The sequence below is a fragment of the Actinomadura fibrosa genome, assembly GCF_900659615.1.
GTDB lineage: Bacteria > Actinomycetota > Actinomycetes > Streptosporangiales > Streptosporangiaceae > Spirillospora > Spirillospora fibrosa.
This window is the reverse complement of record NZ_CAACUY010000257.1, coordinates 1-11,613: the sequence shown is the minus strand read 5'-3', so window position 1 is coordinate 11,613 and position 11,613 is coordinate 1. Positions and strand designations below refer to the sequence as shown.

Below are 11,613 nucleotides of genomic sequence, written 5' to 3'. Positions count from 1 at the left end.
CGACCAGGCCGCCGTCTGCCGCCGCGAGCTCGCCGAGGCCGTCGCCGAGCTCGACGACCTGGCCCGGGGCGTGCATCCGGCGATCCTCGCGGACGCCGGGCTCGGCCCGGCGCTGGAGCTGGTCGCCGCCCGCACGGCCGCGCCCGTCCGCCTCGACCTGCCCGGGCGCCGGTTCCCGCCGGAGATCGAGTCGACGCTGTACTTCGCGCTGTGCGAGGCGCTCACGAACGCCGTCAAGCACGCCCGCGCCTCGTCCGTCGAGCTGAGCGTCCGGGACACCGGGGACGCCGTCGTCGCGGAGGTCCGCGACGACGGCGCGGGCGCCGCCGTGCCCGCCCCGGGCGGCGGGCTGGCCGGGCTGACCGACCGGGTCCGCGCCCTCCGCGGCCGCGTCGAGATCGACAGCCCGCCCGGCGCGGGCACCCGGATCACCATCACGATCCCCCGCACCTGACCCCGCTCCGAGCCTCCGCCGAGGCCCCGCCGGACGCCGCACAGACACACCCGATCGCGACCCAGCCCGTCCACGCGAGGTGCTCGCCGAGCAGGACGAGCCCGGCGCCGCGCCCGAGGCTCACCAGCACGGCCACCGTCCGGTCGGGCAGGCGGCGTGGCGCGCGAGCGTTCCCGCTAGGGCGTCGGCCAGATGGTCGTCAGGGGGACGTCGAGCTGCTTCAGCAGCCGGTGCAGGAGGGGGAGCGAGAGGCCCATGACGGTGCCCGCGTCGCCGTCGATGCCCTCGACGAACCAGGCGCCGAGGCCCTCCAGGGTGAAGGCGCCCGAGACGTGGAGGGGCTCGCCGGTGCCGATGTAGGCGGCGATCTCGGCGTCGCCGGGCGAGCCGAAGCGCACGTCGGTGCTCGCCACCGCGCGGGCCTCGGCGCCGGTGGCGGTGTCGACGACGCAGTGGCCGGTGTGGAGGGTGCCGGTCCTGCCGCGCCGGTCCCGCCACCAGCCGGCGGCCTCCTCGGCGGAGCGCGGCTTGGCGTAGGGGCGGCCGTCCAGTTCGAGCAGCGAGTCGCAGCCGATGACGAGGGCGCCGGAGAGCTGACCGGCGACCGCGGCGGCCTTGGCGGCGGCCAGCTCCTCGACCAGGGCCGGGACGGACGCGGCCGTGATCGCGTCCTCGTCCACGCCGCTGACGACGACCTTCGGGTCGAGCCCGGCCCGCCGCAGGATCTGGAGCCGCGCCGGGGACGCCGAGGCCAGCACGATGTTCCGCATCCGGCAAGCTTAGGGCGTACCGAGCGGCCCTCCGGGGCGGCGCGAGCGGCTCGGGCGTCCTGGCCGGGACTCTCGATCACAGCCTGGGGTTCTGTGGGAACTCGCCGCCGTCCGCCGTGTCCGGGGGCGGCGGGGGGACGGGGATGGACTCGATGGCGGCGTCGGCGAGGCGGCGGGCGGGGGCCTCGTAGCGGTCGCGCAGTTCCAGCAGGACATGCTGGCCGCGCACGGCGGGCCAGCCGGCGGGCAGGTGCTCGACCGGCAGCCGCGGGTCGCGGCGGACGAGTTGCAGCCACTCCGTCGTCATCCACAGGTACCGGGCGAGGTCGTCGGGCGCGTGGGGGAGCGGGGCGGGCCGGTCCCAGCGGGCGAGGAACGCGCGGTAGCCGCTCGCGAGCGCCTCCAGGTCGAATGCCTCGCGCAGCATCCCGGGGACGTTCGTCGGCGCCTCGGCCGGGCCCGCGAACACCTTGACGCGGCCGTCCAGCCGGAGCCCGGCGACGATCGGGCGGACGTCCACCCGGGACGGCGCGATCCAGGTGCCGTTGCCGAGCGAGCCGAAGCCCGCCCAGGCCAGCCGGGCGCGCAGGTCGTGCCGGACGCGCTGCCACGACTCGGGCAGGGAGAACGCGAGCACCGTCCAGCAGCCGTCCCAGTCGGTGTTGAGGACGCCGCGCCGCCAGACGCGCTCCTCGCCGTCGCGCAGGACGGCCTCCGAGCGCGCGGTGAGCCCGAAGTGCATGCGGCGGCCCGCGCGGTGCCGCGCCAGCAGGCCGCGGCCGACCATGCGGGTGAGCGTGGAGCGGACGGCGTGCTCGCCGACGCCGAGCCGGGCGAACGCCGCGATGAGGCTGCCCGAGAAGACCGCGATGTCGCGGCCGAGGACGTAGTTGCCCAGGTAGGTGAGCATGAGCGACTGCGGCCGCAGCCGCGGCGACGGCTCGTCCCGGTCCCGCGCGTCCACCGTGAGCGGCTCCCGTCGTCCGGCCGGCGCGCGCGGGTCCGGAGACGGGCTCCGGCCGGGGCGCGGCAATGTTGGGCAGATTCTTGACTGTCGTGAAGACTACGCCTAGCTTCGGAGCTGTCCAGCCCCGTCGCCGCCCCAGGGCGGCGCCGGGACACCGCGGTCCGGATGGGCTCGGGAGGCGTTCGGTCACCGCACCCCACCCCAGGAGGCCTCCGGTGCGCTCATTCGTTCCGATCCTCGCCGCCACCGCCCTCGCCGCGGCCGCGTGCGGCTCCGGATCCGGGTCCGGCTCCGGCAAGACACTGAAGATCGGCTTCATCGAGTCCCTGACCGGAAACTACGCCCCGCTCGGCGGGGAGGCCAAGAAGACCGTCGAGCTGGCCGTCGAGCAGATCAACGGCGCCGGCGGCATCGGCGGCCGGAAGATCGAGCTGACCACCCTGGACGACCGGACCGCGCCCGACCAGGGCGTCCTGCACTTCAACAAGCTGAAGTCGAAGAAGGTCACGGCGATCCTCGGCTCCACGTTCTCCAACGTCGCGCTCGCGGTGGAGCCGCTCGCCGAGCGCGAGAAGATCCCCTACATCTCCCTCGCCCCGGCGGACGAGCAGGTGAACCCCGTCCGCTCGCACGTCTTCGTGGTTCCGGCGATCTCCTCCACCTACGCGCAGGCGATGCTCTGGTACCTGAAGACGCAGTCGATCGGGAGGATCGCGGTCGCCTACGACACCAAGAGCGCCTACTCGCGCGCCGGGTTCGCCGGGATGAAGAAGTACGCGGGGCAGTACGGCGTGCAGATCGTGAAGGAGGAGCCGTACGAGACGACCGCGTCCGACTTCAGCCCGCTGTTCACGCACGTCCGCGGGTCCGCGGCGCAGGCCCTCGTCGTGTGGGCGAGCGGGGCGCCCGGCGTCACCCTCGCCAAGCAGTACCCCTCGTCCGGGCTGAAGACGCCGCTGTACATGACCGCCTCGCAGGCCAGCAAGCTGTGGCTCGGGCCGGTCGGCAAGGCGAGCGAGGGCGTGCACGTCCAGAGCGCGATCGGCGTCGTCGCCGACTACCTGCCCGACGGGAAGCTGAAGCAGTCGGTACAGGAGATGTCGGTGCCGTTCAAGCAGAAGTACGGCTACGAGCCGCCGCAGTTCGCGATGGACGGCTACACGGGCGTGAAGCTCCTCGCCGCCGCGATCCAGAAGGCGGGCGGCCCGGACCGCGCGAAGATCCGGGACGCGCTGGAGTCGCTCACCACCGTCACGCCGTGCGGCAAGTACGCCTACTCGAAGACCGACCACTCGGGGCTGCGGCCGAGCGACATCTCGATGAACACGGTCAAGGGCGGCAAGCTCGTCCCGACCGACGTGTCGATGAGGCAGATCGCCGAGACCGCGCGGGCGGCCGGATGACCGCGCTGCTGGAGATCGGCTCGGTCGGCCGCGCGTTCGGCGGGGTGTACGCCGTCCGCGACGTGTCGATGGCGGTCGCCGAGGGCGAGACCCGCGCGGTGATCGGCCCGAACGGCGCGGGGAAGTCCACCCTGCTCAACCTGGTCAGCGGGCACCTCGTCCCGGACCACGGCACCGTCGTGTACGGCACCGGGGACGGCGCGCGCCGCATCGACCGGCTCGCGCCGCACGCGCGGGCGCGGCTCGGCATCGCGGTCGTGTTCCAGGCCGCCCGCCTGTTCCGCGGGATGACGGCGCTGGAGAACGTCATGGTCGGCGCGCACGCCCGCACCCGGCACGGCTTCCTCGCCGCGACGCTGCGGCTGCCGCGGCACCGGCGCGAGGAGGCGGCGATCCGCGCGGACGCGCTCGCCGCCCTCGACCGGGTCGGGCTGCGCGACTGGGCGCACCGCTCGGCGGAGGCGCTGCCGCTCGGGCAGCAGCGCTCGCTCCAGGTGGCGCGCGCCCTGTGCGCCCGCCCCCGGCTGCTCCTGCTGGACGAGCCGGCCTCCGGGCTGCGCGCCGCCGAGCGGGAGGCGCTCGCGCGGCTGCTGGAGGGCCTGCGCGGCGAGGGGATGACGATGGTCCTCGTCGAGCACGACGTCGCGTTCGTGGCGCGCCTCGCCGACCGGGTCGGGGTCCTCGACCTCGGCAGGCTCATCGCCGAGGGCACCCCGGACGAGATCCGCGCGGACCCGGCCGTCGTGTCGGCCTACCTGGGCGCGGAGCCGACCCCATGAGCGGGGCGGTGATCGAGGTGGCGGACCTCGTCGTCCGGTACGGGACGGCGACCGCGCTGGACCGGGTCGCGCTCACCGTCGGCGCGGGCGAGATGGTCGCGCTGATCGGGCCGAACGGCGCGGGCAAGACCTCGCTCGTCAACGCCGTGCTCGGGCTGCTGCGGCCGGCGTCGGGCCGGGTCCGGCTGTCCGGGCGCGCGGGGCTCGTCCCGGAGGGCCGCCAGATGTTCGACGACCTGACCGTCGAGGACAACCTCGCGCTCGGCGCCTGGCGCCGCCGCGGGCGGGGCGCGCGCGACACCGCCCCGGTGTACCGGGCGCTGCCGCGGCTCGCGGAGCTGCGCGGCAGGCGCGCCGGGACGCTGTCCGGCGGCGAGCAGCAGATGGTCGCGTTCGGCCGGGCGCTGATGGCCGCGCCGGACGTCGTCGTCGTGGACGAGCTGTCGCTCGGCCTCGCGCCGCTCGTCACCGCCGACCTCGCCGGGCACCTGCGGGCGCTCAACGCCGAGCGCGGCGTCGCGGTGCTGCTGATCGAGCAGAACGCGCGGCTCGCGCTCGACCTGTGCGGCCGCGGCTACGTGCTGGAGGCCGGCCGGATCCGCGCCGAGGGGACCGCCGCCGAGCTCGCCGCGGGCCCCGCGGTGCTGGACGCCTACCTCGGCGGACGCGCCGGCGGCACCGAAGGGAGCGGCTCGTGAGCGCCTTCGTGCAGTACCTGATCTCCGGGATCGCCGTCGGCTGCGGGTTCGCGCTGCTGGCGGGCGGCCTCGTCACCATCCACCGGGTCACCCGCGTCGTGAACTTCGCGCAGGGCATGTTCGCCGTCGTCGGCGGCATGACGGCGGGCTCGCTGCTGGCGCGGGGGCTGCCGCACGGCGCCGCGGAGGCCGCGGCCGTCGCCGTGACGGGCGCGGTGGGCCTCGCGGTCGGGCTCGCCGCGACCGGCCGGCGCGGCACCGACGCCCGCGCCGCGCTGATCGTCACCCTCGGCGTCGGCTTCCTCGCCTACGCCGTGGAGATCATGATCTGGGGGGACGGCCCGCGCTCGCACGAGGGGATCGGCGGCGCCGTCACCCTCGCCGGGGCGCATATACAGAAGCAGTCGTTCCTCGTCATCGGGGTCACCGCCGCGGTGTTCGCGCTGCTCGCGCTGTTCTTCGGCCGCACCTACCTCGGCAAGGCCCTGAGCGCGTGCGCGTCGAACCCGTACGCGGCGCGGGCCGTCGGCATCGACGTCGTCCGGATGGGCCTCGTCGCGTTCGCGCTCGGCGGTGCGCTCGGCGGGATCGCCGGGGTGCTGCTCGTGCCGCTCCAGCCGGTGTCGTACGACAGCGACGTCCTGCTGATCACCAACGGGTTCGCCGCGGCGGTGCTCGGCGGGCTGGACCGGCCGGGCGTCGCGCTCGCCGGGGCGCTGACGCTCGGCGTCGCCGAGGCCATGGTCGCGGGTTACGGCGAGGCGTCGTACCAGACCGTCGTCGCGCTCGGCCTGATGCTGGCGATCATGACGTGGCGGGCCTCGCGCCGGTCCGCGCTCCAGGAGGAGGCCGCCCGATGACCACTGCCGCCCGGGCGGCCGTCGCGGCCGTCGCCGCCGTCGCGCTGATCGTCCCGCTCCTGCTGACGGAGTCGCAGGTCTCGGTGTACGTGCTCCTGCTGCTGTCGGCGACCGTCGCCATCGGCCTGTCCATGCTCATGGGGTACGCGGGCCAGGTGTCCCTCGGCCAGGCGTCGTTCACCATGATCGGCGGCTACACGGCGGCGCTGACCGCCGTGCACGGCGCCCCGACCTGGCTCGGCCTGCTCGCGGCGCCGCTCGCCGCCGCGGCGGCCGCCGCCGTCGTGGGCGTGCCGCTGCTGCGGCTGCGCGGCCACCAGCTCGCGTTCGCGACCCTGGCCGTCCAGCTCATCCTGCTGAACCTCGTCGGACGCCAGGACTGGACGGGCGGCGACATCGGCCTGCAGGGCGTCCCGCGGCTGCGGATCGCCGGGTACGAGTTCGCGACCGAGGTCTCCTACGCCTACCTCGCGCTCGCCGCGCTCGGCCTCGTCGCCCTCGTCACCCGGCACATCGTGACGTCCCGCCCGGGACGCGGGCTGCGGGCCCTCGCCACCAGCGAGGTCGCCGCCGCGTCGTCGGGCGTGCCCGTCGCGGCGTACAAGCAGGCGGTCTTCGCCCTCTCCGCCGGGTTCGCCGGGCTGGCGGGCGGCATCTACGCCTACTACATCGGCTACGTCGCCCCCGGCTCGTTCCCCGTCCTGCTGTCGATCGAGTACGTCGTCATGGTCGTGGTCGGCGGGGCCGGGACGATCGCGGGCGCCGTCGCGGGCGCCACCGCGATCACCCTGCTCGTCCAGCTCCTCAACGACGTCGGGACGCGGGAGGGCATGCCCGCGTCCGCGCCCGCCGTCCTCTCCTACGCCGTCTACGGGCTGCTCCTCGTCCTCGCCATGCTGTTCCTGCCGAGGGGCCTCGTCCCGTCCGCCCTCGCCCTGCGGGACCGGCGGCCCGTCCCGAAACCGCGCCCGGCGGAGAGCGAGGACCGGCCGCCCGCACCCGCGCCCACCCAGAGGCAACCCTGACCCCCGCTCGTGCCGCCCTGCGGAGAGGACCCGCCGCATGCACAACGAAGGACTCGGCTCGTGGCCGGCCCGCCGCGCCCGCAAGACCCCCGACACGGCCGCCCTCGTCCACGAGGAGCGTTCCCTGTCCTACCGGGACCTGCTCGACCGCGTCTCCCGCCTCGCCCGCGCGCTCCGCGGCCTCGGGATCCGCCCGGGGGACCGCGTCGCCTACCTCGGCCCCAACCATCCGTCCTTCCTGGAGACGCTGTTCGCCACCGGGATGCTCGGCGGCGTGTTCGTTCCGCTCAACACCCGCCTCACCGCCCCGGAGATCGCCTACCAGCTCGACGACTCCGGCGCCGCCGTGCTCGTCCACGGCGCCGCGCACACCGCCCTGGCGGACGAGGTCGGCGCCCCCGTGCGCGTCGGCCCGGACGCGTACGAGGATCTCCTCGCCGGCGCCGACCCCGACCCGCTCGACGTCCCGGTGGCGCTCGACGACCCCTGCATGATCATGTACACGTCCGGGACGACCGGGCGGCCCAAGGGCGCGACGCTCACGCACGGCAACATCACCTGGAACGCGGTCAACGTCCTCATCGACCACGACCTCGCCGCGGACGAGGTCGCGCTCGTCAGCGCGCCGCTGTTCCACACCGCCGGGCTCAACATGCTCACGCTGCCCGTCCTGCTGAAGGGCGGCACGTGCGTGCTCGTCGCCGCGTTCGACCCCGCCGCCACCCTCGGGCTGATCGAGCGGCACCGCGTCACGTTCATGTTCGGCGTCCCGACGATGTTCCAGCGGGTCGCGCGGGAGCCGGGCTGGGACGCGGCCGACCTGTCCTCGCTGCGCATCCTGACCTGCGGCGGGGCGCCGGTCCCGACGTCCCTGATCGAGGTCTACCAGCGGCGCGGCCTGACGTTCCTCCAGGGCTACGGGATGACCGAGGCCGCGCCCGGCACCCTGTTCCTGGACGCCGCGCACGCGGTGTCGAAGGCGGGCTCGGCCGGCGTCCCGCACTTCTTCACCGACGTCCGCGTCGTGGACGCCGCCATGGCGGACGTGGCGCCCGGCGAGACCGGCGAGGTCGTCGTCCGGGGACCGCACGTCATGCGCGGCTACTGGGGCCGTCCAGAGGAGACCGCCGCCGCGTTCACCGACGGCTGGTTCCGCACCGGCGACGCCGCGCGCGTGGACGCCGACGGCTACGCCTACATCGTCGACCGCATCAAGGACGTCATCATCACCGGCGGCGAGAACGTGTACCCGGCCGAGGTCGAGGACGCCATCCTCGCCGACCCGGATGTGCTGGAGTGCGCGGTCATCGGCGTCCCCGACGACGCGTGGGGCGAGGTCGGCCGCGCGGTCGTCGTCGCCCGCCCCGGCTCCGGGCTCGCGCCCGAGCGCGTCCTCGCCGGGCTGTCCGGCCGGCTCGCCCGCTACAAGATCCCGAAGTCCGCCGTCCTGGCCCCCGCGATCCCGCGCAACGCCGCCGGGAAGATCCTCAAGGCGCGGCTGCGCGACGACTACGGCAAACCGTGACCGCTCCGCGCTGACCGTGGTCCGGGTGAGGCGGCGCAGCCCGTCCAGGGCCGAGGGTCCGGTCGTCGAGGACCTCCAGGACGGCCCGCCGGAGCCGGGGCGAGCCCTCGGCGGTGAGCGTGCCGGCCCCGAGCGGCCTCCGGCGGGGCCGGCCGGTCCCTAGGGCTTCCGGGCGACCGCCCCGTAGACGTCGACGTCCTCGGGCTCACCGAACAGGTCGGCCTCGGGACGCCAGCGCAGGCACGACACCTGCCCCGGCTCCAGCATTTCGAGCCCCTCGTACAGGCGGGCGAGCTCCGCGGGCGTGCGCAGGACGTACGGGTCGGCGCCGGTGTCGTCGTAGTCCTCCTGCGCCTGCCTGAGCGCCTCGCCCTGCACCTCGTAGGTGCCGTCGTAGTGGATGAGGAAACTGCCGGACGGCAGCGCGTCCAGCAGCCGCCGCGTGACGGCCACCGCCTCGTCGAAGTCGCGGAGGTGCCCGAGCACGCCCATGAGCATCAGCGCGACCGGCCTGCCGAAGTCGAGCGTCCTGGCGGCCTCGGCGAGGATGGCGTCGGTGTCGCGCAGGTCCGCGTCGATGTAGGCGGTGGCGCCCTCGCGCGTGCTGGTCAGCAGGGCGCGGGCGTGCGCGAGGACGAGCGGGTCGTTGTCCACGTAGACGATGCGCGACTCGGGCGCGGCCCGCTGCGCGACCTCGTGCGTGTTGTCCATGGTCGGCAGCCCGGTGCCGATGTCCAGGAACTGCCGCACGCCCTCCTCCTGGGCCAGGTGCCGGACGGCCCGGCTCAGGAAGATGCGGGACGCGCGCGCCATGTCGACCACGCCCGGCGCCTGCTCGCGGTACTGGTCGCCGGCCTCCCGGTCCACGGGGTAGTTGTCCTTGCCGCCCAGCCAGTAGTTCCAGATCCGGGCCGAGTGGGGGACGGTCGTGTCGATCTCCGGGCCCAGCGGGGGAGGGAACGGCGCTGCGTCTTCGGTCACGGTTCCTGCTTTCGGGGAAGATGGCGCGGGTACGTGCTTTCCGGCCACGAACCTAGACGTGCGGAACCCGCCGGGGCATGTTTTCGCGCTTCGGACGCGCCGGGCCGCGGGCATTGTCGCGCCCGAAAAGCCCTTGCCGGGTTTCTCGTCCGGAATGCCGGTGACCGCCGCTCGTGCCGGAAAGGCTCGCCCGGTGTCACCGCCCTTCACCCGCCGAGTTAGCTTAGGCTAGCCTCATCTCGTGCTGTCTCCCGTGCGGCGAACGCCCGTCGAACGCCCGCCGCGGTCCGCGGCGCCGCACCGTGCGCGCCGTGCGCACCGCGCGCGCCGGTGGGCCGGGCTCGCGCTCCTCGCGGGCGCGCTCGTGCTCGCGGTCGCCGCGAGCCTCGCCATCGGCGCCGAGCACATCGCGCCCGGCCGCGTCGCCGCCGGGCTGTTCGACCCGGACGGCTCGAAGGACGCGCTGATCGTCCGCGAGCTGCGGCTGCCCCGCACGCTCCTCGGCCTCGGCGTCGGCGTGGCGCTCGGACTCGCGGGCGCCGTGATGCAGGCGCTCACCCGCAACCCGCTCGCCGAGCCGGGCCTGCTCGGCGTGAACGGCGGCGCCGCGCTCGCCGTCGCCGCCGTCATCGCCGCCTTCCGCGTGGACGAGGTGCTCGTCTACGTGTGGGCGGCGTTCCTCGGCGCGGCGGGCGCGTCCGTCCTCGTCTACACGATCGGCGCGCGGGGGCGCGGCGGCGCGTCCCCGGCCCGGCTCGTGCTCGCGGGCGCGGCCGTCAACGCCGCCTTCACCGCGCTCACCGCCGGGCTGGTGCTGCTGACCCCGCGCAGCTTCAACGCCTTCCGCTTCTGGCAGGTCGGGACGCTCGGCGGGCGCGGCACCGACGTCTTCCTCCGCGTCCTGCCGTTCATCGCGGCCGGGACGGTCCTGGCGCTGCTGCTCGCCCGTCCGCTCAACGCGCTCGGCCTCGGCGACGAGGCGGGCCGCGCCCTCGGCGCCCGGCCGGGCCGCACCCGCGCGCTCGGCGCGCTCGCGGTGGTGCTGCTCTGCGGGGCCGCCACCGCGGCGGCCGGCCCCATCACGTTCCTCGGCCTCGCCGTCCCGTTCATCGTGCGCTCCCTCGTCGGGCCGGACCAGCGGTGGGTGCTGCCCTACTCGCTGCTGCTCGCGCCCGTCCTCCTGCTGGGCGCGGACGTCATCGGCCGCGTCATCGCCCCGGGGGAGCTGGAGACCGGCATCGTCACCGCCTTCCTCGGCGCGCCCCTCTTCATGCTCATGGTCAGGCGCGGAAGGACACGGGACCTGTGAACGCGAGGCGAGCGGCCGCCATGCGCGAGGACGCCCCGCGCGGCGGGAGGCCCATGCGCACGCGGGTCGTGCGGGTCGGCGGCTGGTCAGTGCGGTGGGAGCCCCGCCCGGCGCTCGTGTGCGGGGCGCTCGCGCTCGTCGCGGTGTCCGCCGCGGTGCTCGTCGTCGGATCGGGCGAGTTCCCGATCGGGCCCCTGGACGTCGTGCGCGCCCTCACCGGGCAGGGCGACCAGGCCACCGAGTTCGTCGTCACCACGCTCCGGCTGCCGCGCGCCGTCACCGGCCTGCTCGCCGGGCTCGCCCTCGGCCTCAGCGGCGCGATCTTCCAGAGCATGTCGCGCAACCCGCTCGGCAGCCCCGACCTCATCGGCTTCACCACCGGCTCGGCCACGGGCGCGCTCCTCCAGATCCTCGTGTTCGGCGGCGGCGCCGTCGCGATCACGGCCAGCTCCGTGGCGGGCGCCGTGCTGACCGCGCTGGCCGTCTACCTGGTCGCGCACCGTCCCGGCGGCGGCGTCCACGGCGTCCGGCTCGTGCTGATCGGCGTCGGCGCCGCGGCGATGCTGGAGGCGCTGAACTCCTACCTCATCACCCGCGCCGAGCTGCGCGAGGCGTACGAGGCGGCGTTCTGGCTGACCGGCAGCCTGAACGGGCGCGGCTGGGAGCACGCCGTCCCGCTCGCGGTCGCGCTCGCCGTCCTCGTGCCCGCCGCGCTCGCGCTCGGCCGCCGCCTCGGCATGGGCGAGCTCGGCGACGACGCCGCGCAGGCGCTCGGCGTCCCCGTCCAGCGGACCCGGACGCTGCTCGTGCTCGCCGGCGTCGGCCTCGTCGCCGCGGCGACC

Annotated in this window: 12 protein-coding genes; 9 read left to right on the top strand and 3 right to left on the bottom strand. The window is 75.3% G+C overall.

The annotated features are described in order from the left end of the window. A partial coding sequence (locus E1300_RS41575) for a sensor histidine kinase (protein ID WP_207400257.1) occupies positions 1-454 on the top strand: 454 nt, incomplete at its 5' end. A gap of 176 nt (positions 455-630) precedes the next feature. Here E1300_RS41575 and E1300_RS41570 read toward each other — a convergent pair. Further along, positions 631-1,224, bottom strand: coding sequence for a Maf family protein (locus E1300_RS41570; protein ID WP_131762783.1), 594 nt, complete (start codon positions 1,222-1,224; stop codon positions 631-633). 76 nt (positions 1,225-1,300) lie between these two features. Beyond that, positions 1,301-2,188, bottom strand: a complete 888-nt coding sequence (locus E1300_RS41565; RefSeq protein WP_242619735.1) for a PaaX family transcriptional regulator — start codon at positions 2,186-2,188, stop codon at positions 1,301-1,303. Positions 2,189-2,406: 218 nt separating this feature from the next. Here E1300_RS41565 and E1300_RS41560 point away from each other — a divergent pair, with 218 nt between their 5' ends. Genes E1300_RS41560 through E1300_RS41535 form a run of 6 tightly spaced genes read left to right on the top strand, consistent with a single transcriptional unit; the run spans position 2,407 to position 8,481 of the window. After that, entirely contained in the window at positions 2,407-3,594 is a 1,188-nt protein-coding gene (locus E1300_RS41560) for an ABC transporter substrate-binding protein (RefSeq protein ID WP_131762782.1), read from the top strand. Then, the gene (locus E1300_RS41555) at positions 3,591-4,373 is read left to right on the top strand and encodes an ABC transporter ATP-binding protein (protein ID WP_131762781.1); all 783 of its coding nucleotides are present in this window, start codon (positions 3,591-3,593) and stop codon (positions 4,371-4,373) included. Before E1300_RS41560 ends, E1300_RS41555 begins: the two co-directional genes overlap by 4 nt. Further along, on the top strand, positions 4,370-5,071 hold the full coding sequence (locus tag E1300_RS41550; RefSeq protein ID WP_131762780.1) for an ABC transporter ATP-binding protein: 702 nt from the start codon (positions 4,370-4,372) through the stop codon (positions 5,069-5,071). The genes E1300_RS41555 and E1300_RS41550 overlap by 4 nt, the downstream gene beginning before the upstream one ends. Further along, positions 5,068-5,931, top strand: coding sequence for a branched-chain amino acid ABC transporter permease (locus E1300_RS41545; protein ID WP_131762779.1), 864 nt, complete (start codon positions 5,068-5,070; stop codon positions 5,929-5,931). Before E1300_RS41550 ends, E1300_RS41545 begins: the two co-directional genes overlap by 4 nt. Beyond that, positions 5,928-6,956 (top strand): branched-chain amino acid ABC transporter permease, encoded by a 1,029-nt coding sequence (locus E1300_RS41540; protein ID WP_131762778.1) that lies wholly within the window; start codon positions 5,928-5,930, stop codon positions 6,954-6,956. The genes E1300_RS41545 and E1300_RS41540 overlap by 4 nt, the downstream gene beginning before the upstream one ends. Positions 6,957-6,993: 37 nt before the next feature. Next, a complete protein-coding gene (locus tag E1300_RS41535) occupies positions 6,994-8,481 on the top strand; it encodes an acyl-CoA synthetase (protein WP_131762777.1) in 1,488 nt (495 codons plus the stop codon). 159 nt (positions 8,482-8,640) lie between these two features. On the opposite strand, the gene E1300_RS41530 is transcribed toward E1300_RS41535, so the two are convergent. Then, entirely contained in the window at positions 8,641-9,462 is an 822-nt protein-coding gene (locus E1300_RS41530; RefSeq protein ID WP_242619734.1) for an SAM-dependent methyltransferase, read from the bottom strand. A gap of 241 nt (positions 9,463-9,703) precedes the next feature. Between E1300_RS41530 and E1300_RS41525 the strand changes: the two genes are divergently transcribed. Together E1300_RS41525 and E1300_RS41520 are read left to right on the top strand one after the other, a co-directional pair. Further along, positions 9,704-10,771, top strand: a complete 1,068-nt coding sequence (locus tag E1300_RS41525) for a FecCD family ABC transporter permease (protein ID WP_131762775.1) — start codon at positions 9,704-9,706, stop codon at positions 10,769-10,771. Next, positions 10,768-11,613: FecCD family ABC transporter permease (locus E1300_RS41520; RefSeq protein ID WP_242619733.1), on the top strand; the 846-nt coding region annotated here is incomplete at its 3' end. The genes E1300_RS41525 and E1300_RS41520, both read left to right, overlap by 4 nt.

Excerpts from the sequence above, each read along its gene's own strand:
- E1300_RS41570 (WP_131762783.1), bottom strand. The coding sequence starts at position 1,224 with ATGCGGAACATCGTGCTGGCCTCGGCGTCCCCGGCGCGGCTCCAGATC.
- E1300_RS41555 (WP_131762781.1), top strand. The coding sequence starts at position 3,591 with ATGACCGCGCTGCTGGAGATCGGCTCGGTCGGCCGCGCGTTCGGCGGG.
- E1300_RS41550 (WP_131762780.1), top strand. The coding sequence starts at position 4,370 with ATGAGCGGGGCGGTGATCGAGGTGGCGGACCTCGTCGTCCGGTACGGG.
- E1300_RS41540 (WP_131762778.1), top strand. The coding sequence starts at position 5,928 with ATGACCACTGCCGCCCGGGCGGCCGTCGCGGCCGTCGCCGCCGTCGCG.
- E1300_RS41535 (WP_131762777.1), top strand. The coding sequence starts at position 6,994 with ATGCACAACGAAGGACTCGGCTCGTGGCCGGCCCGCCGCGCCCGCAAG.